The 21,615-nt window shown below is 41.1% G+C and carries 18 protein-coding genes and 1 riboswitch; of the genes, 2 read left to right on the top strand and 16 right to left on the bottom strand.

The window, feature by feature from the left end; all coding sequences use genetic code 11:
- Positions 1-224: 224 nt before the first annotated feature.
- Entirely contained in the window at positions 225-764 is a 540-nt protein-coding gene (locus MKX60_RS24590) for an NADPH-dependent FMN reductase (protein WP_042124617.1), read from the top strand.
- Positions 765-961: 197 nt separating this feature from the next.
- Here MKX60_RS24590 and MKX60_RS24585 read toward each other — a convergent pair whose 3' ends face one another.
- From MKX60_RS24585 to MKX60_RS24545, 9 genes are all read right to left on the bottom strand, one after another.
- On the bottom strand, positions 962-1,930 hold the full coding sequence (locus tag MKX60_RS24585) for an alpha/beta hydrolase (RefSeq protein WP_341061266.1): 969 nt from the start codon (positions 1,928-1,930) through the stop codon (positions 962-964).
- Positions 1,931-1,969: 39 nt separating this feature from the next.
- The gene (locus MKX60_RS24580; protein ID WP_076283968.1) at positions 1,970-3,022 is read right to left on the bottom strand and encodes an LLM class flavin-dependent oxidoreductase; all 1,053 of its coding nucleotides are present in this window, start codon (positions 3,020-3,022) and stop codon (positions 1,970-1,972) included.
- A gap of 70 nt (positions 3,023-3,092) precedes the next feature.
- Positions 3,093-3,962 carry an NAD(P)-dependent oxidoreductase gene (locus MKX60_RS24575; RefSeq protein ID WP_076283967.1) on the bottom strand — a complete coding sequence of 290 codons (870 nt, stop codon included), beginning with the start codon at positions 3,960-3,962 and terminating at the stop codon, positions 3,093-3,095.
- 69 nt (positions 3,963-4,031) lie between these two features.
- The gene (locus tag MKX60_RS24570; RefSeq protein ID WP_339245446.1) at positions 4,032-4,607 is read right to left on the bottom strand and encodes a TetR/AcrR family transcriptional regulator; all 576 of its coding nucleotides are present in this window, start codon (positions 4,605-4,607) and stop codon (positions 4,032-4,034) included.
- A gap of 165 nt (positions 4,608-4,772) precedes the next feature.
- Positions 4,773-5,378 carry a flavin reductase family protein gene (locus tag MKX60_RS24565; protein WP_076283965.1) on the bottom strand — a complete coding sequence of 202 codons (606 nt, stop codon included), beginning with the start codon at positions 5,376-5,378 and terminating at the stop codon, positions 4,773-4,775.
- 17 nt (positions 5,379-5,395) lie between these two features.
- Positions 5,396-6,373 (bottom strand): ring-cleaving dioxygenase, encoded by a 978-nt coding sequence (locus tag MKX60_RS24560; RefSeq protein ID WP_341061265.1) that lies wholly within the window; start codon positions 6,371-6,373, stop codon positions 5,396-5,398.
- A gap of 277 nt (positions 6,374-6,650) precedes the next feature.
- A complete protein-coding gene (locus tag MKX60_RS24555) occupies positions 6,651-8,369 on the bottom strand; it encodes a methyl-accepting chemotaxis protein (RefSeq protein WP_341061263.1) in 1,719 nt (572 codons plus the stop codon).
- A 12-nt stretch (positions 8,370-8,381) separates the two neighbouring features.
- The gene (locus MKX60_RS24550) at positions 8,382-10,616 is read right to left on the bottom strand and encodes a bifunctional diguanylate cyclase/phosphodiesterase (RefSeq protein WP_081393047.1); all 2,235 of its coding nucleotides are present in this window, start codon (positions 10,614-10,616) and stop codon (positions 8,382-8,384) included.
- Positions 10,617-10,735: 119 nt separating this feature from the next.
- Positions 10,736-10,822: riboswitch (cyclic di-GMP riboswitch) on the bottom strand.
- Positions 10,823-11,054: 232 nt separating this feature from the next.
- A complete protein-coding gene (locus MKX60_RS24545; protein WP_341061261.1) occupies positions 11,055-12,296 on the bottom strand; it encodes a Zn-dependent hydrolase in 1,242 nt (413 codons plus the stop codon).
- Between the two features lie 121 nt (positions 12,297-12,417).
- Between MKX60_RS24545 and MKX60_RS24540 the strand changes: the two genes are divergently transcribed.
- Positions 12,418-13,290, top strand: a complete 873-nt coding sequence (locus MKX60_RS24540; protein WP_341061260.1) for an alpha/beta hydrolase — start codon at positions 12,418-12,420, stop codon at positions 13,288-13,290.
- Between the two features lie 65 nt (positions 13,291-13,355).
- On the opposite strand, the gene MKX60_RS24535 is transcribed toward MKX60_RS24540, so the two are convergent.
- The 7 genes from MKX60_RS24535 to MKX60_RS24505 all read right to left on the bottom strand — a co-directional run bounded on the left by MKX60_RS24535 (position 13,356) and on the right by MKX60_RS24505 (position 21,389).
- Entirely contained in the window at positions 13,356-13,808 is a 453-nt protein-coding gene (locus MKX60_RS24535) for a nucleoside deaminase (RefSeq protein WP_042124600.1), read from the bottom strand.
- A gap of 15 nt (positions 13,809-13,823) precedes the next feature.
- On the bottom strand, positions 13,824-15,278 hold the full coding sequence (locus MKX60_RS24530; RefSeq protein WP_341061259.1) for a cytosine permease: 1,455 nt from the start codon (positions 15,276-15,278) through the stop codon (positions 13,824-13,826).
- A gap of 23 nt (positions 15,279-15,301) precedes the next feature.
- On the bottom strand, positions 15,302-16,252 hold the full coding sequence (gene arcC / locus MKX60_RS24525) for a carbamate kinase (protein ID WP_076299180.1): 951 nt from the start codon (positions 16,250-16,252) through the stop codon (positions 15,302-15,304).
- Between the two features lie 31 nt (positions 16,253-16,283).
- Positions 16,284-17,444, bottom strand: a complete 1,161-nt coding sequence (locus MKX60_RS24520) for an ankyrin repeat domain-containing protein (protein ID WP_341061258.1) — start codon at positions 17,442-17,444, stop codon at positions 16,284-16,286.
- Positions 17,445-17,529: 85 nt separating this feature from the next.
- Positions 17,530-18,957, bottom strand: a complete 1,428-nt coding sequence (locus MKX60_RS24515; protein WP_076283957.1) for a YlbE family protein — start codon at positions 18,955-18,957, stop codon at positions 17,530-17,532.
- Between the two features lie 2 nt (positions 18,958-18,959).
- Positions 18,960-20,507: an acyl-CoA synthetase FdrA gene (fdrA, locus tag MKX60_RS24510; RefSeq protein ID WP_341061256.1), complete on the bottom strand. Its 1,548-nt coding sequence runs from the start codon at positions 20,505-20,507 to the stop codon at positions 18,960-18,962.
- 15 nt (positions 20,508-20,522) lie between these two features.
- On the bottom strand, positions 20,523-21,389 hold the full coding sequence (locus tag MKX60_RS24505; protein ID WP_341061255.1) for a DUF2877 domain-containing protein: 867 nt from the start codon (positions 21,387-21,389) through the stop codon (positions 20,523-20,525).
- Positions 21,390-21,615: the final 226 nt, after the last annotated feature.

Raw genomic sequence — 21,615 nt, 5'->3', positions numbered from 1 at the left:
CTAGACAACTAAATTTGTAAAGGTGAGACAAAATTATAAACTAACTATTATTAAGTTGCTTGACAAAGTAAACTAAACACGGTATCATTATCTCATGTTAAAGATACTTAACTTAAAGACAACTAGAGCGTAACACGCTTAATATTATTTATTTGAAGGTTGTGTAATTCATGGGATTTCTAGACAAACTATTTGGTAGAACAAAAATCGAGGAGGAACAAACAATGTCTAAATTAAACATCGGAATCATTCTGGGAAGTACTCGTCAAGGTCGTTTAAGCCCACAAGTAGGGGAATGGGTTAAAAAGGTAGCAGATGCACGTGGAGATGCTAATTATGAGATCGTAGATATCGCGGACTTCAAACTTCCACTAATGGGAGAAGTTGATGCTACTGAACAAGCAACTGCTTGGAATACAAAGCTTGCTACGTTAGACGGTTTCGTATTTATCGTTCAAGAATACAACCACAGTATTTCCGCATCACTGAAAAATGCACTCGATTACGCGCGTGAAGCTTGGAACAACAAAGCAGCGGGTATCGTGAGTTATGGTTCTGTAGGTGGCGCTCGTGCAGCTGAGCATTTACGTGGAATCTTGGGAGAACTGTCTGTAGCAGATGTTCGTGTACATCCAGCCCTGTCCCTGTTCACTGATTTCGAGAACGGTTCTGTGTTCAAACCAGCGGATCTTCACCTGACCAATGTAAATGGCATGCTTGATCAAGTATTGGCTTGGAGCGGTGCGCTCAAGACGCTTCGTTAAGATCACCCGCTTTAATATTATGAAATACACCTCTTGGAATAGACATTGATAAACCTATGGTTTGTCCGGTCTATTCTAAGGGTGTATTTTTTGTGTGTGATGAAATGACCACCTTGTATAGAATCTTTTCTCGCATAATCGGCGAGGATTTCAATCTACAATAAGGAGCAATGATCATATGGTTTGTGCTTGCATTATTAACAGCTCTCGCTTGGGGATGGAGAGTGTTTGGGGTGAAGTGCCCGGGCCATCGCATCCATATAGCTCTGAACGGCGCGCTGACTCACTTCCGCTTCTGGAACGAATATTTCGAAAAGATGAAAACATCCGGGATACAGGTTAAATTCGATATCTACACCTGCTTGCGCAAGTCGTGTTACATATTCGATCGTCTCATCTCGGAATAGATCAAGCTGACCTACACAGGTATAGGTTGGTGGCAGTCCAGCTAAATTCTCCGCTCTCGTTGGTACCGCATAGGAAGATATCCTGCTGGCATCGTTCTCCTCGCCCAGGTACATGTTCCAAGCCGTTAAGTTGTCCGTCCGGTTCCAGATTGCACCTTCTTCCGTAATCTCATGGCTTGATGGCGTAATGTTACGGTTGTCGAGCATTGGGTACAACGGCATCTGAAAGATAATGGAGGGTCCACCTTTATCTCGTGCCATCAGCGCAAGTGCTGCTGTCAGCCCGCCGCCACCGCTTGCACCAGCAATCGCAACCCGATTCTCATCAATGCCAAGTGATTCCGCTTCCTCCGTCATCCATACTAAGCCAGCATAACAATCTTCGATTGCAGCTGGATAGGGGTGCTCGGGTGCCAGCCTATAATCAACCGACACGACAACACATCTAGCCGTCTGAACAAAGCGTTCACACAACTCGTCGTCCATATCAGGATGTCCTAACACGTATCCGCCCCCGTGAATCCACAGCATAGCTGGAAGCTTGTCAGCATTTCGCCCAGCAGGTTCATAAATTTTTACCAGTATCTCCCCTGCAACACCCGGAATTTTTCGACTGGTTGTGTTTACATGCTCTGACCTCTTCAGTGACGGAGCCGACACTAAACTTCTGCTCCACTCTAAATTCTCTTCCAATTGAAACCCTGGAAATTGTGAATATGCCTCTCTTAATTCTGGTAGTATACGTTTATCGATACTCATGAAAATCCTCCAATACAATAATGATTGCTTGTATAATTCCTATTCCTTCTCAGCTTCCCACTTGGCAATTTCCTCTCGTACTCGTGGAGCAACCTCCGTTCCGAGCAGTTCTATAGCCCGCAACACCTGCTCATGTGGCATCGTGCTTAGTGGAACATACATCATAAAGCGTGTAATACCTACATGCTTCCGTAGATGAATGATCTTCTGAGCAACTGTTTCTGGATCTCCAACGTACAATGCGCCATCAAAGCTTCGGGCCGCATCATAGCTGGAACGGTCATAATACGACCATCCTCGTTCTTTGCCGAGCTTGTTCATGCCGTACTGGGTAGATGGAAAAAAGATATCTGCTGCCCGTTCCGTATCTTCTGCGACGAATCCAATCGAATGAGATCCCACCTGAAGCTGCGATACATCATGTCCAGCGCGGGCCGCCGCCTTCTTGTACAGCTCTACAAGCGGAGCAAAATTCATTGGATTCCCGCCAATGATCGCCAACATCAATGGCAGACCCAAAAGTCCTGCACGAACGGCAGAGCTTTGCGTACCTCCGCTGCCAATCCATATTGGTAAAGAGCTTTGGACGGGCCGCGGGTATACGCCCAAATTATGAATTGCTGGCCGATGGCCTCCCTTCCAAGTTACTTTCTCGGAACCCCGTATTTTCATAAGCAGTTCGATATTTTCATTGAATAGCTCCTCATAGTCATGTAAGCCATAACCAAACAACGGAAAGGATTCAACGAATGAACCCCTGCCCGCTATAATCTCGGCACGTCCATTGGAGATGCCGTCAAGCATAGCAAAATCCTGAAACACACGTACAGGATCAGCAGATGAAAGGACCGTCACAGCACTAGCCAGGCGAATCCGTTTAGTCAAGGACGCAGCAGCGGACAACACGATTGCTGGTGAAGAAGCTGCATAATCTTCACGATGATGCTCACCGATACCAAAAACATCAAGTCCCACCCGATCCGCAAGGACGATTTCTTCGACTACTTCTCGTAATCGCTGTGCATGACTCATCACAATTCCAGTCTCAATATCAGGCTTTGTTTCTACGAACGAAGTAACACCTATTTCCATGATTTATCACACCTCTTTTAATTTTTCTCCTGCACTACAACCAACAGATATTTGGGGCAACCCTATTTTTTTAAGAAGAATGCTCTAGACAACGGATTAAAGCTGTCCAATCCATCTCACCATAACCATGGGCTATTCCTTCAGATAAATGATGATGGATAAGTTGGCCCAAAGGTAGAGGAGCTTGGACGGACTGCGCTGCCTCTATAGCCAGTGCAACATCCTTCAGCCCTAGCTTCATTTTAAAACCAGCTGGTTCAAACCGCTGTTCTGTCATTATCGCCCCATAGTTCTGATATAAGGGAGATTGAAAAAGAGCATTCACCACATCCATAAAACGGGCTGGCTCTATGCCATACTTTCCTACCATCAGCTGCGTTTCTGATAAAGCTTCCAGCATAGAAGCAATTAAAAAGTTTACGCCTATTTTCACAACATTTCCTTCTTCGCTATAATCCCCAATCTCGAATATTTCCTGACCTAATTGTTCTAAAACAGGAATTAACTGTTGTCTGGCTTGCTCCGGACCTGCCAAAATGATGCGCAATTTAGCTGCTTTAGCGGCATCCGGACGCCCCAGCACTGTGGCAGACACAAAGTATTGCTTTCTCTCCGCATGCGCCGCGGATAATTTCCGAGCCAGATCTACACTGATTGTACTGGCAGATATGTGAATTCCTTTTTCTGATAATCCATTCAAAATTCCATTTGGGCCCTCAACAATCTCCTCCAAAGCGGCATCGTCAGAAAGCATGGTTATGACCATATCGCTCTTTTGTGCTGCCTCCAATGGTGTCTCGGCATAATGCGCTCCTTGATCTATTAGGGGTTGCGCTTTTTCACGAGTACGATTAAAAACGATTAATTCATTACCAGCTTTCAACAAATTTTGGGCCATTGGAAAGCCCATTTTCCCAAGCCCGATAAATGATATTTTCATAAGTCTCTTCTCCGCATTAAGGATGATTTACAATAACGGAACGATCGTTCCGGAATAACCAAAAAAAATTTATATTCCTGCAATTACAAAGCTTATCATCTCTTTGGCACGCTGCTGATCTTGATCTGCTTTTGCCATAATATTTATGCTTTGATGTAAATTCAGCAATAAATAAGACCACGCTTTGACATCAGTGGTTTTATCAAGTTCGCCTGATTGTCGGCCTTTTTCCAAAAGCTCGCAAAAAGCCTGTTCTAAATTCAAAAAACTAGTCTTTATCAATTCATTTATTTTTTCATCCCGCGACTCTAGTGTTGTAGCTGCATTCGTTACAAAACACCCGCCGGGTAGGCTCGTATCGTACGCTGAAGTAATATGTTGCTCAAAAAATTGTTGAATCCCTGCTCTAACGCTTGACGCCTGTTCAAGAATGACCTGTCTATTGAAGCTTACCTTTTTGTAATGTTCCAGTGCGGCAATGTACAACGTTTGCTTGTCAGAAAAAGTATCGTAAAGACTAGATCGGCTAATGCCCATAACCTGCAGCAAGTCCGGTATGCTTGTTGCCTCATAACCCTTTTTCCAAAACAACAGCATCGCTTGATGTAGTGCTTGATCCTCGTTAAACTCTCTTGTCCTTGCCATGAGTAACACCTCCTGTAATGGCAATATAACATATCTGGAACGATCAGTCCAGATAAACTTCGAGAGAAAACCTTACGGTTTGCTTGGCATAGCTGATGAACTATAATTAGCCCACAAAAAGACCTGTTCGGTAGGCTTCATCGCTTACGAACAGGTCTTAGTTTATTATTCCGGTCTCTCAATTTCAAAAATCTCACCAATCGTAGCGTAATTAGCTCCCGCTAAACGACTTACTGCATTTAAGGCTCTAGGGTCAATCCGCCCCTCCTGATAAATCGATTCATCGATATGAAACTGAACAATTTCGCCGATGAACAAATCACTCCCAGGTTCTTCTGCTCCTAGAGGTATCGCTTGTACAAGCTTACATTCCATTCGAACCTTTGCTTCCAATACACCAGGTACAGCTATATTTTTACTTGGGACCGGTGTAAGATTGGCAAGTTCAATTTCACTTTCTGCTCTTGGCAATGAGGCAGCGGTTTGATTGATTTTTCCAACATTCTCATCATCTACAATATGCACAACAAACTGATGATTGTTATAGATATTACGGGCTGTATCTTTTAATCGTCCCGCTGGTCTTTGAATAGACAGTGAAACCATCGGAGGATTAGACGAGACGATATTAAAATAGCTAAACGGCGCACCGTTCAAAATGCCATCTTCTGATTGTGTAGTTACAAAAGCAATGGGCCTAGGAATAACAGTACCAATTAATAACTTATAATTTTCCCGCTCACTATTTTGCTTCGGATCAATCGAAATCAATCTCCCCAGCTCCTTCTTCACTCTTTCACGAAATCGATCGTGCTTCTAACGGTATCAATAGGGCGTACTAACTTCTCAATTTGCTCACGTTTAGGTTCTAAGAATGGTGGCAATGAAAGCTTTTCTCCAACCGTTTCGTATTCCTCGTCTCCCATAAATCCAGGTCCATCTGTTGCAAGCTCAAACAGGATTTGTGGAGCAACACGTGTATACAGCGACTCGAAGAAATGACGATCCACATAACCTGAAGTACGGAATCCAAAGTCTTCAAAATGCTTAGTCCACTCATCCAGCATCGCACGGTCTTCTACTCGGAAAGCCGCATGGTGAACCGTACCAAAACCTTGGCGTGAATTCGGTAAGTCCTCGTTATGCTCAACAATAATTTGCGCCCCGTTTCCGCCTTCGCCGACTTCAAACAAATGATAAGCATCTTCCTGACTGATTTCTTTAAACAGCATGACTCTTTCCAACATTTCTTTAAAATAGCTGAAGTCAGCTATACGTACAAAGATCGGTCCCAAACCAGTGATCGCAAACTCTAAAGGAATTGGTCCTTTTTGCCATGGTGTACCTGATGCGACCCCTTCATTAAATTCATCGGAGATAAGTTGATATTGTTGATCATCAAAATCTACGAAGGATAAAGTCTTTTTGCCAAACTGCTCTTTAATTCCGGTATGCTTCACATCCAAGCGATCAAAACGTTTTACCCAGTAGTCTAATGCAGCATCAGTTGGTACTCGGAAGGATGTCTTGGCGATCTCATTGGTTCCGTGTACACCTTTAGGAATGTTAGGAAAGTCAAAGAACGTCATATCCGTTCCGGCACTGCCCTTATCATCTGCAAAAAACAAGTGATACGTTTGGATATCGTCTTGATTGACGGTTTTCTTCACTAGACGCATTCCCAATACGTAAGTAAAAAACTCGTAGTTTTTCTCTGCGCTGCTTGTGATGGCTGTTACGTGGTGAATCCCTTTTAAATTTCTCATGATTATACACTCCTAAAGTTTAGTTTGATTTTGTAATATAATTCCCTAGATCAAGAAAGATTAATTGAATTATCTTAATGTTAAGATATCCACCAAAAAAAATATCTTTCCAACATTCGATTACATGTATCTCACAAATTATCTTTACATTAATTATCTTTAACTTAAGATAAATTTAACACACTCCTTTGTTGTTGTCAACAAAACACTATAAAAGATAACAGCCTTGTTCAGTATGTAAATAGATATCCTGAACAAGGCTGTTTTGTTTTGGTGCTTACTCGATCACAAATTTACCAACCGTCTCATTCATCATTTCCGCAATATTCGCCTGGTGCTCAGAAGAAGCAGCCACATCTTCAAACGCTTGTAATGTATCTGAAATGTGATTTCGAATGCCACTTACATTGTCCGCAGACTGTTGAGATACTGCGGCAACATTCGTCATTGCTTGATCTACCTCTGCCATTGATAGCTTCAGTCCGTGCATTGAAGATACCATTTCACCTGTGATCTCATGAAACATATCGGCATCATTTTTATATTGCATACTTACTTGCTCGAAACTCTCATAATCACTTATCACCGTCGAATCGATAAAATCCAGCAGCGCTTGTGATTGAAAGGACACATTCTCAAAAGCATCTTCCACTAGCAGTGTCATTTTCTGAATCTTCCCCACCGACTCCTCCGACTGTAGAGCAAGTTTGCGTACTTCATTAGCAACTACAGCGAATCCTCTTCCCTCATCCCCAGCTCTTGCTGCTTCAATGGAAGCATTCAAGGACAATAGATTCGTTTGGGCTGCAATCTCTGAAATGTACCCAGCTATCTCTCTTACTTCATTAACAACTTTCCCTGCCTCGATCGCGTGCATAATGGAATTCTGTTTCTCAGCATACAAACTTGTCGCATATTGAATCGATGCTACAGCCTTTTCCTTCGCGGAAGCTGCCTGTACCAGAATTTCTTCGGAGGTATTTAGTGCGACTCCCGCCTTATCACTTAGCAGATCTGCATTGGAGATAATCTCTTGTACTGTTGCATTTACTTCTTCTGTTGTAGCACTTAAAGATTCACTTCCAGAAGCAACCTCTTGCGAGGAATTATAAATTTGATCCATTGTAGCATTTACTTCCTCAACTGTTGCAGATAATTCTTCGCTAAGTGCACCTAACTCTTGTGCTGAGGAAGAAGCACTAGTTACGATGGTTTGTACTTGCTCTGCCGAATGATTAAGCGACTTCACGATTCGACCAAATTCATCTTCAGCATCAAACTTAGCTCTTTGAGTCAGATCTCCTCGACCAAACGCCTCTGAAAAGTTCAGGATAATGGTTACTGCTCGTGAGAAATATCTTCTCAAGGACAAATATGAACCGATTGAAATCAGGATAACGAGAAAAGCAACAATGATATTGACCGTAAGTCCTTTTTGAAATAGCTTCTTATTCTGAACATCTGCATATTGGGCACTTCCTAAGTTCATTTCAACTAATTTTCCAAGGTCTTCATTTCGTTTCATATTTAACGCTTCAAGATCAGAGATGATATCTTCAGCAGGATCATATGTAGGGGTATTTAGCATCTGTTCAAGCATTGGAAGCTGAATTTGCCTATACTGTTTCGTTAATGATAAAACTTCAGCATAAATCTCCTTTTCGTTTGGGAGGGAACGTGTTTCTTCATACTTATTCAAGATTTCATTGTTTTCAGCTTGAAGCTCAACAACTTTCTGATAACTCTCTTGAAGTTCGCTTGGATCATGACTAGCGATCATCTTATTCGTTAAGGTTACTATTTCATGATTATTAGATTCGAATTTCCCAAGTGCATAAACTGACGTAAGATCGTTCTTATACATACTTCTAGAGTTCGCATACATATTGCTGAAATACACACTACCAACGATCGCAATGATCAGAGCACCCAACAATAATATTGAATTTGTAACAGTAATTTTGCCTACGATAGTCCAATTTCTCATTTTCCTCATGCTTTGCACTCCCTATGTACTTTTAATTAAGCTTTCATATTCTGCTACTGGCATTGGTTTCGCGAAATAATAACCTTGAGCGATTTCACAATCTATTTGTTTCAAAAAATCAATTTGCGCCTCTGTCTCAACTCCCTCTGCCACAACTTTCATATTTAAATCCCTAGCTAGCTTGACCATACTGGCAATTACTATCTTCCCTGTCTCATCATTTGACTTACTCATCAGAAAAGCCCTGTCTAACTTAATGACATCAGCAGGGAAATATTGCAATACATTTAAGGAACTATAACCTGTCCCAAAATCATCGATAGCAATGGAAAATCCTTTACGTTTCAACTCCAACAAAATATCTCTAACAAACTCTAAATTTTGGAATACAATAGACTCGGTCAGCTCTAACTCTATCAATCTAGCAGGTACCTGGTACCTGTTAATAATATTCGTCAAATGGAGCAGGAAATCATTATGATATAGGGTTATAAGCGATATATTCACTGAAATCGGAAGTGGCTGGATTCCTTCCTGGATCCATTTACTCAACATGATACATACTGATTTAAACACCATTAAATCTAATTTCACGATAAAGCGATTCCTCTCAAATATGGGGATAAATACTGCAGGAGATATAAGTCCCTTCTGAGGATCATTCCATCGAACCAATGCCTCAGCGCCATGAAAACTGTTCACTCGCAGATCCATTTTCGGTTGTAAATATACTATAAATTCACCATTTGTCATGGCAGCATCCATCTTTCTTACGATGTCTTGCTCTTCGTGTATCTGCAATAGCAATTGTTCGTCAAAGAAAGTGCATGAGCTCTTGTATCCACCTTTAATGGACTTACAAGCGATTCCTGCTCGGTCAATACATGTGAGGATATCGCTCTGACGATCATCTATACAGTAAATTCCACAATTAATCACTAGCCTAAAACCTTCTTCATTTCCAAACGTATAGTCGCTCATTTGTTCAGTAAGTACTTGTATACGGATGAATAATTCCGCCTTATTGTCATACGAAGTGAAAAGAATAAAACGATCACCCCCTAAGCGTCCAATGACATCCTCGTCTAATGTGTTTGCTGTTAAGCTATTAGCCACTTGAATCAAAATGCTATTTCCTTCATGAAAACCGACAATTTCATTTATGTATTTAAATTGTTCAATATCAAATTGCAACACAGCAAACTTTGTATTCGGTTTCTCTTTAAGTAAATACTGAGCATCTATAACAAATTTATTCGTTCTAGGAAGATGTGTTAACTCATCCTCAAAGGCAATCCTCTCCATCTGTTTCCTAATTTTGCTCTTATTTAATAGAATGTTAACAAATATGATCAATAATAAGACAAACATGATTACACATAATAAAAAAGTCGCCTGACTCATTTGAGACGCTTTGGCCATGATCACATCTTTCGGTATCACGGAGAGAATATACCAGTCCTCAACCCCCTGGATGCCAGAATAGCCAACCATTTTGCTATCTCCGTTAATCCAAAATATTCCTACTCCAGATTTTTTTGCGGTTATGTTCTCTTTAAAGATTTGCAGTTGTTTCTTATTTCTAGAATCAATACTTATACTTTCGAATATGTTATCAATGGACTTATCCTCTTCGAGATTCTTCGATTTGATAATGACTTGTCCCTTTTGATCAATGATTTGAGAATAACCATGACCTTTAAAGAAGGAAACTGCAAGAGCATCATAAAGATCCTGTGTATATTTGCTGGCAGATAAAGCACCCTTCACTTCACCTTTAAACTTAAGTGGACTATTGATCGTGATAATTTCTTTATTAGAGATCTTATCTAAGAATGGATCAGAAATACTGCTAATACCCTGAAGAGCTTTTTGGAATCCTACTTCATCTGATACATCAAACATCGTCCCATCTGATGCGTAAGCTTTACCATCTGGGCTGTTGATGCTAATTCGAATAAAATTATATTTTTTATCAAAGTGATGCAGATATTTTTTGGTCTTATCCCAATCCATATAATTGATTTCCGAAATAGAATCAGCAATTCCATCTAATGAATCTAATCCACCCTGTATCATATTTCCAATCGATCTACTCGCATGTATCGTAGCTTCTGATGTAGCAGCAACCGCTTCTTGCTCATAAGAGTTAGCAGTCCATTTTATGAAATAGTAAGAGCACCCCCAAAATATCAACGTTGCCATTATGACGAGGCCTATCATTCTCCATACTCTCAGTGGTTGTGTTTGATCCATGTACTATCATCCTTTTTCCGATTTATTACGTTTTTATTAGAAAACGAATTAAAAAAAGCCGCTATCAGAATGATAACGGCTGCATATGCATCAAAAAATAAGATCAAGAAACTCCAACTGCATGCAACCGGCTGTCATATCTATATGTAGATTTAGACCCTATGGCTTTGTGTCCCTACTTTTCAATAGGTTTACCAATATTCTGTTTTCACTATTATTAGTCATAAATACTCTATTAATAATAGGTTGCTTCCAAAAGACCTATTTCCGTAGTGAATTTTAATTTTTCCATGGGAAAATTTTCACAAATATCAATGTTAACTTTAATATAATATTCATTAATGTAAAGCAACAATTCTGCGAACAATTATAAAATTAGATACTAAAGCCCAATGTAACATTTAAATATGTCACATTGGGCTTATTTCTCAACACGAACTATGTTTGCCTTACAAACGCATAACGAAGAACAGCTTCTTCTAGAATATCAATCCCCATAATGATATCATCTAAATCCGTATATTCATTGGGGTGATGACTAAGTCCATCAACGGAGGGAACAAAGATAAGCCCTACTGGGCAAAGTTTGTTCATGTTCATGGCATCATGCCCTGCACCACTGATCATCCGTTGACTCGATATCCCCTTCTCTTCACAAATGGATTCTAGAGCATGAGTGATCTCATCCGATAATAAGACAGGTTCCTCGGAGATGATTTCCGTACTCGCAATTTCAAGTTGTCTGCTCTCTTGTACTGAGGCTATTGTCTGATATAAATGATCTAACACACGTTGCCTGGATGCCACTGAAGTAGATCTGATATCAATTTTAATTTCCACTTCTCCCGGAACCACGTTCATAGCGCCATTCAAGATATCTATCACCCCTAGCGTCGCAACCGTTCCAAATTCTTGTTCGAGTTTGGCTGCTTTCTCAAGCGCAAGTGCTATTTCTGAGGCACCCAGAAAAGCATCTTTTCTCATATTCATAGGTGTCGTTCCAGAGTGGGATGCCTTCCCTGATATTTGAATATGAAGCCTCACGGGTGCAGCAATTCCAGTCACAATTCCAATTCTTTTATTATTGTTTATTAAGACAGGACCTTGCTCAATATGTAATTCAAAAAACGCTTTTAATTCTTCATTCTCTCTACTCGCCTGATCAATACTGTTATAATCCAGTGCACATAGCGAAAATGCCTTTTCCATTGTAATACCGTCTTTGTCCTTCAAAGATCTATATTTCTCCTTCTGAAATAACCCTGACATTATTTTGCTGCCTACTGTTGAAATACCAAAACGCGAAGATTCTTCACAGGCAAATGAAATAATTTCGATGGGATGATCCGTTTCAATCCCTTTTTCGTTTAGACGTTTGATCACTTCCAAAGCAGCCGTTACACCTACTACACCATCGTACTTCCCACCTTGATATACCGTATCCAAGTGAGAGCCCATTACAACGGGTGGGAGCCCTTCTATCTTCCCACTTCTTCTAGCAATCACATTTCCGCAATGATCCATCCGAATATCTAAATTTTCAGCCTTGCACATCCGCATAAAAGCACTCGTACATGTCTGCTCTTCATTTGTATAGGCAATTCTAGTGATGCCCTTCTCACCCGAGTTATATTGATTAATATTATCAAATAAAGCCTGATATCTTCTCTTTCTATCCATGCTAATATCTCCAATCCTGGGTATTCATGATTATGGTTTCATCAAAATTCGTGAATGATATACAATAGAGGTAGTGCTAGTCTTTAAAAATTACTTACTTGATGAGGTGTAATGGATAGCTATGAAGAAGACCATTATTTTTAAAGAAAATGACTCATTTACAATTAAAGCTGATTTTTATGAAACAAACCGTCCCCAAGCCCCTGCTATTGTGTACATTCACGGAGGCGGTCTACTTTGGGGTGATCGAGAAGATCTATCCGAGGAAATGATACAACTTTACACTAATAATGGCTTTGCGCTATTTTCGATTGACTATAGATTAGCCCCTAGGTCCACCCTATCTGACATCCTTGAAGATGTCCAAGATAGCCTTCTTTGGTTAGAAAAGGAAGGACCAAAACAATTCTCCATTGACCCCTCGAGGATCGCTGTAGTGGGAAGCTCAGCAGGTGGTTTCCTTGCACTAAGCACAGGAATGTTTACCCATAAGCCACGTGCGATTGTCTCCTTCTATGGATATGGCGATATTAGCGCTCCATGGGCACTCGAACCAAGTAAATTCTATTGTGAAAAGGATATCGTCTCCATGGGGATTGCAAAAGGTACAGTGTCCGATCAAATCATTACGAGCGCAAGCGTTGACGAGCGTTTTCTTCTCTATTTATATGCAAGACAATCCGGTCGTTGGATCGAAGAAGTGACGGGCTTGAATCCTTCTCTACATAAGGAAGAACTCCTCAAATTCTGTCCTATTCATCATGTAACTAAGGAATTCCCCCCTACATTGTTACTGCACGGAACGAACGATGTAGATGTGCCGTATGAACAATCGGTATTCATGAGAGCTGCGCTAGTGAAAGAAGGAGTACCGGCAAAGCTTATTACTATTCCAAACGGAGAGCATGTATTTGAAAAAGATTTCGATAACCCTGTTGTGCAAAAAGCTCTTCATCAGGTGATTGATTTCCTTCAGCTTCATCTTGCTGAGTAGATCTGTAGAAGAACAGGAAAATCCGGCACTAAAATAGTGCCGGAAAATATAGTAGACCGCATGAATTATTTCTTGTTTAATTCGTGGAAATGCGTCCATAAATGATCGCAATCTTCTCTAGCTTCCACTTTAATCATATTAACAACACTCTCATCATGACCCACAAAATATTCGCGAAGGTGAATGTCAGAGAAGCCGTGCTCTTTCGCATCATCTCTTGTGCTGCAATAATGAACTTCTTTAACACCTGACCAAATAATAGCGCCCATACACATCGGACACGGTTCACATGTGGCATAAATTACACAATCCGATAAGTCCATCGTGTCTAGCTTTTTGCAAGCTTCTCGGATAGCTACCATTTCCGCATGTGCGGAAGGATCCGTGTCTCTCATCATTGTATTGCTAACCGCTGCAATCACCTCATCGCCTCGGACAATCGTTGCACCAAACGGGCCTCCAAATTTCTTGTTCATACCCTCGATCGTTGCATCTACGGCCAATTTCATGTAATCCATTTCAAAATTCCTCCTCTAGTTTAATTGGGATGATTTTAGTGTTTTGCTAAAGATGGTGTATAGAACAAAAGAAACAATTAAGCCACTAAAGAAAGCAAAATCATTCATCCTAACTAGGAAGGGGATACCCTTAAGAAATGCACCTGACATAGGAAGGATGAAGCTGACTGCTAGAACAGCCATCGCAACAGGATTGTAACCATTCTTATATTCACCATTGCTGCCTGCTGGGACATAGATATTATCAAGATTTAATACTCTTTTCCGATGAATAAAGAAGCTTGAAAGCATAATGCCCGCAATTGGACCAAAGATGGACCCAATAAAGCTATAGAAGTAGAATAAGGTCGTTGTACTTTCTACAAGCTTCCATGGCAAAATCAAAGTTCCAACAACGGCTGTTAAGACACCTGCAGTCTTTACAGTGAATTTTTTCGGGAAAAGAGATGACATTTGCAAGCCAGCTGGCAATAGGTTTGCAAACACTACGAAGGCGATTGCTCCTACGTTTAGCGCTAGAATCAATACAACAACAGCGAAAGTGTTTTCAATTTTATCAATGGCATGAACGATATTGAAAATCGGTTCACCAAACGCAATTTCTGTACCCGCGATTAAGGCCACACAAGTGATAGCAAAAAGAATATAAGACAAGATAAACCCTAATGGCAATCCAATCATAGCCGCTTTTGGTGATTTCGCACGATGTGTGAAGTCCGACATATTCACAACAGGACCCGCCCAGTTAGATACCAATGCACTCACGCAAGCAATAAAGACTAATGGACTTGAGCTTGGGTTCGCTGGTACATACTCTAAAATCGGACCAAACCCTTCAGCAATCTTGATCGCCCAAACAGCAGCACCAATAATAAACACATACACTACTGGGGAAGACCAGTTACCGAACTTACCTAATGTTTTCATTCCACCTAAGAACAACAGAACCGTTGCTGTCCAAAGAATCGCATAGGAGATCATTGTCGGGAATGCTAACCCGAATAGTGTGAAGCCACCGCCTAAATCCATATAATTCGGAATAAATCTAGCAAATATAACATTTAATGATTCTGCACCAACAACGGTAGTGGTTCCAAAGAATACTAATCCGGCAACAAGTCCTCGTATCAATGCCGGTATAATTGCTCCTTTTACCCCAAATGAATCACGAAGCAACATCGCGAATGGCAGCCCATATTTGGAGGCAGAATATCCGTTTAAAGCATAAAATGCGGAGACAATAATGGCCGAAAGCATAACGGCAAAGAGCACCTGTGTTGTATCCAATCCTAAGACGAAGAAGCCTGCAACTGTCATATACGACATAATATTATGAACAGCACCCATCCAAAGGGTTATATAGTTGGACATTCCCCAGTCTCTTTGCTCAGGCTTTTTAGGCAGTAACTCCTCACCGTAACCGTATGATTTGTACCTATCATAATTTCGTTCCAACTTTGCTTGATCCATATCTACACTTCCCCTCGCTTAAATTACTTCACGATATGAGTGCCTGCTTGTTCATTCATCGCATCCTTCAAGCTTTCCGGATTCGTAATAATAACTCGCGTTCCGCTTTTCTCTAAGAAGCTTAAACTCGCCTCGATTTTAGGCAGCATACTTCCTGCTGGGAAGTGATTTTCTAGCACATATTGTCTGGTCTCATCAACCGTCATTTTGGATAGCTCCTGTTGATTCGGCTTACCATAGTTGATGCATACTCTAGACACTCCCGTTGTAATAATTAAGGTCTCCGCATGAATTTGTTCTGCTAAAAGACTCGTTGCAAAATCCTTATCGATGACTGCATCAACACCTTTGTACGTGTTATCATCAGACTTCACGACTGCGATACCTCCACCGCCTGCAGCGACAACGACAAAGCCCCCGTTGATTAATGACTTAATCGCGTCTTTCTCCACAATATCTATAGGTCTTGGGGATGGAACTACTCTACGGTATCCTCTGCCAGAGTCTTCTACAAAGCTCCATTCCGGATGTTCTTTTTTCATTTCTTCCGCTTGCTCTTTGGAAAAGAAGGATCCTACTGGTTTCGTTGGATTCTTGAAATTAGGGTCTTCTGAGCTTACTTCGACTTGTGTAATCACCGTAGCTACATTCTTGTGGATCCCTCTAACTGCAAATTCATTAATTAAAGCTTGTTGAATTAAATAACCGATTCCACCTTGTGTATCGGCTCCACAATTCACTAGTGGAACAGGAGACATGCCGGCAATTTCATGTGCAATCTCAGATCTTCTTAGTCCAAACCCTACCTGTGGTCCGTTACCATGAGTAACGACGACATTGTAGCCTTCTTGCACCATATCAACAATATTGACGACAACTTCTTTTACTGCTTCAGATTGGTCATGAATCGAATCCAGCCCATTTTCCTTGACCAATGAGTTCCCGCCAATAGCAACGATTACAGTCTCTTTCATCTGATGCCTCCTATGTTGCAATTCTTATTCGCTAACCGAGTAACTCAAGAGATTGCTTTTTGTGTGAGTGGTATAACGGATTCGTTGGATCATTCTTAATTGCGTTCTCGATAGCCTCAATGGCCTCTTTATGCTTACCAAGCGATCTTAGACTGTTCGCCTTATGAAAGGAGAAGTCATATCTATTCGGCTGAAGCGCTAGCAGCTTATCCATCTCGATAACTGCTTCTTGGTGTCGCCCAAGTTCTCTTAAATAATTGGATTTGTGGTAGCGATAGAACGTTTCATTAGGTGCCAGCTCACAGGCTTTATCATATTCCTGAAGAGCCTCCTCCGGTTTTTTCCACAGTCTTAAACAATTCGCTGTGTAGAAATAAAATTCTAAATTAGCAGAATCCATAGATAAAACGCTTTCAAAGCATTGAAGTGCCTCTTCGTATCTCTTTAATTCCTGCAAGAAATAACCTTTATAATAGATGAAATCCAGGTTGTCAGCATCCACTTCTAGCGCTCTATTGATGATGGATATAGCTTCTTCATATTGATCGTTGTTAGCGAGAGCCTTTGCCTGCTTCACATATTCGTTATTTTCTTGGAAGCTTTGTTCTAGAATCTTCACGACTTTATGTTGACCGTTCTCTTCGGCACGTTGTAGGGATGAGAGCCCATCTCGATCAGGCAAATGCACATCTGCTCCTGCATGAACAAGCGCTTCAATAATGTCAGAATATAGTCGTCCGCCATTCCCCAATATGACTGCTTCAAGTAGGGCTGACCAGCCTAAGTCGTTGACATGATTCACTGGAACCCCAGCATCAATACACACTTCTACTGTTTTTAAATAGCCCTTTTCGCTCGATGGTAACAGCGCTGTTCCTCCAAATCGATTCACGCTCTTCAAATCAGCTCCACCAGCAATCATGAGACGCAGGATTTCATAAAAGCCATTTGCTGCTGAGCAAATAAACGGTGAGAGTTGTGTAATATCTCTAGTGTTCACGTCACTTCCTGCTTCTATTAACCTTTTAGCAATCGCGATTTGATTGTTTTGAGTTGCCGCCATTAACGCTGTTCTCCCTGCAGCATCTTTATATTCAACACTGGCACCTTCGCCTAATAGTTTCTCAACAGAAGCCAGTTCTCCCTGTTCACTCGCCTCAATAAGTTTTGTATTCAAGGATAGACTATCCAAAATTGTTCACTCCTTCACAGCCTAGCACGAAGATGTTCGTCTAGTTCGAAATAAGAATGGTGGGCTAAGCAAGTTAGCCCTCTTCTTATTTAATATTTTCACTTAATGCAAGTAATGCTTGTTCAAATGCTTCGATTGGAGGGTTAACGATACCTGCACCAATCATTCCAATCCCCGCATCTTTATGTGCAATGGCTGTATTGATAATCGGCATAATTCCTGTTTGGATGACTTTTTGAATATCAATACCTGTTGGAATCCCTATAAAGTCAAGCATTGGAATCGTCACGTTAGGATTTTCAGTGGTTGTGATTTCTGCCATTTTTGTGGTGTAACTGATTGCATCATCAACGGTACCCCCCACAAGCGAAACAATAGCCGGTGCAGTTGCCATAGCAAATCCGCCAATTCCATAGGTCTCCGTAATCGCACTGTCACCAATATCAAGACCAGAATCCTCAGGTTTGTAACCAGCGAACATAGGACCAATTACTTGTTGTGCAGGACCTGTAAACCACACGTTTCCAGCGATTCCACTCACACGGATACCGAATTCCACTCCGTTACGAGCCATTGTGGTAACAATGGTACTATTCTCAATGCCATGCGCAGCATCAAGGGCACATTTACATAGCGCCATCCATGTCGGACCCGAGAAATAATCGCTGCTGCTAACGAATTCAAACACTTCTTTTTTCTGCTCAACAGTGAAATCGGTTTGGATAATATAAGGCGTTAGTGCTTGAATGAGCAGGGTTGTTCCAGCTACATTTCGGTTATGACACTCGTCCCCCATATGAAGGGCTTGTGAGAGCATTAGGCGCAAGTCAATCCCATTTGGATTAAGTTTCATCGCATCTCTTAAAATAGGACCCAATACATCTCGCATCCAAATCAAACGCTGGATAACACTCTCGTCATTAGCACCCATACGAAGGATTTTGGACATTTGTTCACTTAAATTTGTATAGGCAATATTTCCATAAGTTTTATTCTCAACAATATGCATAAACATGGAAGCCGATGTTACACCAGCCATGGAACCAACACAGTTATGTTCATGACATGGCGAGAAAATAATCTCTCCAGACGCGGCTAGTACAGCTGCTGCTTCAATATTGGGGGCAAGTCCTTCAAATACAATAGCCCCTGTTATCGCACCTTTCATCGGACCATTCATTCGTTCCCAAGTGATTGGCGGGCCAGCATGTAAAATCGTATTTTTCGTCATACCAGGAACCACATTGATCGCTTGGTCAAAGCCAATCAGTACCGGTTGCGAGTTAATAATTCGCTCAACAGCCTCTTTGTTAGCAGCTTCAATCTTATCTGTAACACTTGGGTCTTCAAGCTTATCCAGCGCAGCAATTAATTCTGGATTCCCTCTGCCTGGCGGCGTCCACTCCAAGTGAGTTACATTCGCGTTTTGTTTTAACAAATCATCTCTAAAGTTCGCAATGCCTACATTTATGACATTTAGTTTATTCGTAAAAAGTTCATTGATTTTACTCATGACTATTCTCCTTTCACAACGAATTCTCTTGCTAGTAGACCTGCGTTCTGACTGCTGCTAGCATGTGTAGCACCAGAAGCTAACAATTTATTTATTTGACCTTCAATATTTTGACTATCTAGCTCGGTTCCAAGAATGTATCCAATAATCTCTAGATGTCTTCCTTCATCTTCAGCGGCTTGCTTCGCTTCGATAATCGCTGGAAGCATTGCGCCTACAGGATCTTCGTGTGCTCCGAAGCCTAGAACAAAGTCCATCACAATAACACCGACAGAAGGATCTTTCGCTTCTTGAATAAATCTTTCAATCCGAGTGGATGGATCTATCATTGGATGTGGCTTACCTTGTGTAAATTGGTCGTCTCCGAAGTCAATAAAGGTATGATCTTGGCTTACTCTAACATCTTTTAAGCGATATTCAGGATCTCTCTGAATGTTACTGTAGACATTATCGAATTTCTCCATAGCAATGTGCATCGCTTCATCACAGAGCGTACCGCCACTAAATAGTCCACGGATATATTTTTGCTGAGGATTTAACTTCGCTCGTACTTCTTCAATAAGCGGAAGATTTAACGCACGTTTGTTAAGCTTCGATTCGTCTGCTCCAGCTAAAAGTACCGCTTTAAGTGCCGCTTCTTTTGACATTTTTGCAAAATGACCGCCAGCTTGGGTGACCTTTTTTTCATTCCCACCCACAAACCAAACCACGACTGGTTTCTTACATTGTTTAATTTGTGCAAGTACTTTCTCTTCTACACTTGGTGCTGGTGGTTTAGATACGAGAACAATAACCTTTGTTGCATCGTCCTCTTCTAACGCTTTAATTCCGGCCAGCATCATAATGCCGCCAACCTCTTCACTTAGATCTCTACCGCCTGTACCGATCAACTGTGTGATTCCACCGCCAAATTCATGAATACGAACCGTTACCTCTTGGCTACCTGTTCCTGATGCGCCAACGATCCCGATATTGCCTTTTCTCACGGCATTCGCAAAGCACAAAGCGACATTACCAATAATCGCAGTACCACAGTCTGGCCCCATCATTAGCAAGCCTTTTTCTTGGGCTAAAGTCTTTAATTCAATTTCATCTTCAATACTTACATTGTCGCTAAACAGCATGACGTGAAGATTATTTTCAAGAGCTTTTCTTGCTTCTCTAGGAGCGTAGCTCCCATTTACGGCAATAATCGCTAAGTTAGCTTCAGGAGTACCGTTTACAGCTGAGGTAATTGTTGAGTATTTAACCTCACTCTTTCCTTTAGAGGAATCTTTCTTTTTCGTTAACAAATCATTGATGCTATCGAAAGCACCCTCACATAGTTCTTCAGAAGCAGCCTTCACAATAATCACTAAATCACTTGTTTTGGCACTTTCTACTTCAGGTGTCATCAAGCCCACATTTCTAATGACCTCTTTATTCATTTCAGTACCCATTGCAATAATGGCTTGTTCTACGATTTCGATCTGATTCGCTTTTGTTGAGAGTGACATCAAAGATACGGAATCGATATAAGTGTTTGGTTTTACTAAAACTTGAACAGTCATACTTGTACCTCCCATTTACTTGTTCATTTCCAGCCCTGCAACAATTCCTAGAGCTATATCAGTACCCGAAGTGGACCCTATAGCCAGTACCCTATCTAAAGCCAATAGCAATTCCTCTTCGCTACCTCTAAATAAAGCTTCCATTAAGTCACTTATAGACTCTCTTACCTGGCCAACTGCTGCTTTAGCTAATGCCATATAGCTGATATCATTGGTTAAAGCCTTCGCATGTAAGACGACTTCTTCACAAAACGATTGGTGTGAAAAGTATTGATGATTCTCGATGCCCATGACGGTAAACAATCCCACCAAGAAATCATCGCCGGCTGGCGTTAAGCCTGGTCCAAGGCCTATGAGCGAAGTTGCATGTGTGATTGCAGTAGAGATTCGCTTGTTTTGCAATTCCGATACAAGTAACTGCGTCCGTTCATGAAGCATTCTAGACATTTCATCGTCAAAAGGATTGCCGCTCTTGAAAGCCCTTTCAATTCTGCTGTTATTTCCGTGAAGTTTGATATATTGCTTCATGGTGGATACATTCATTATTAAGACATCAGCTTCTGAAGGATATTTAGGCAGTTTACAATTCCATCTCTTAACACCATTCATTGTGATAGACATCTTATTAGCAATTGATAAAACGGAATGACCCGAACTTACAATGTCATTCACCCTGATATCTGCTTCTTCAAGGTGTTCTAAGTCAATAATAAGTGTATTAGGAGCATTATCGATTCCCTTACACGCAATAGTATACAAATCTCCACGATCCAAACATTGAATATTGATTGTGCGATTAAACGTGCTATGAACAAAACCATGAAACTTATGATGAATGATTCGTTGAATAAAATCTCCATCACCGGATTTCGCAAATCTCACTAGAGTCACCTCTGTTTTAATTCCTTATATTTTCAAAAAGGTGATTGACCTCCTTTTCACTTCAACAGATGGATGAATGCATTGAATAATATGATTTGGTTACATCGTACAAAGGCAACGACAAGCGTAACTACCTTACGCACTTAATATATAATATACTGGTAGGGATCGTCATCGTTTAAGCGAACCAAAAAGAGTGCATCCTATTTGTGCATGTTATACAAGC

The sequence above is a fragment of the Paenibacillus sp. FSL R5-0914 genome, from assembly GCF_038004525.1.
Classification (GTDB): domain Bacteria; phylum Bacillota; class Bacilli; order Paenibacillales; family Paenibacillaceae; genus Paenibacillus_AQ.
Note: the sequence above shows the minus strand (reverse complement) of the source record. Positions and strands in the feature narration are given on the sequence as shown.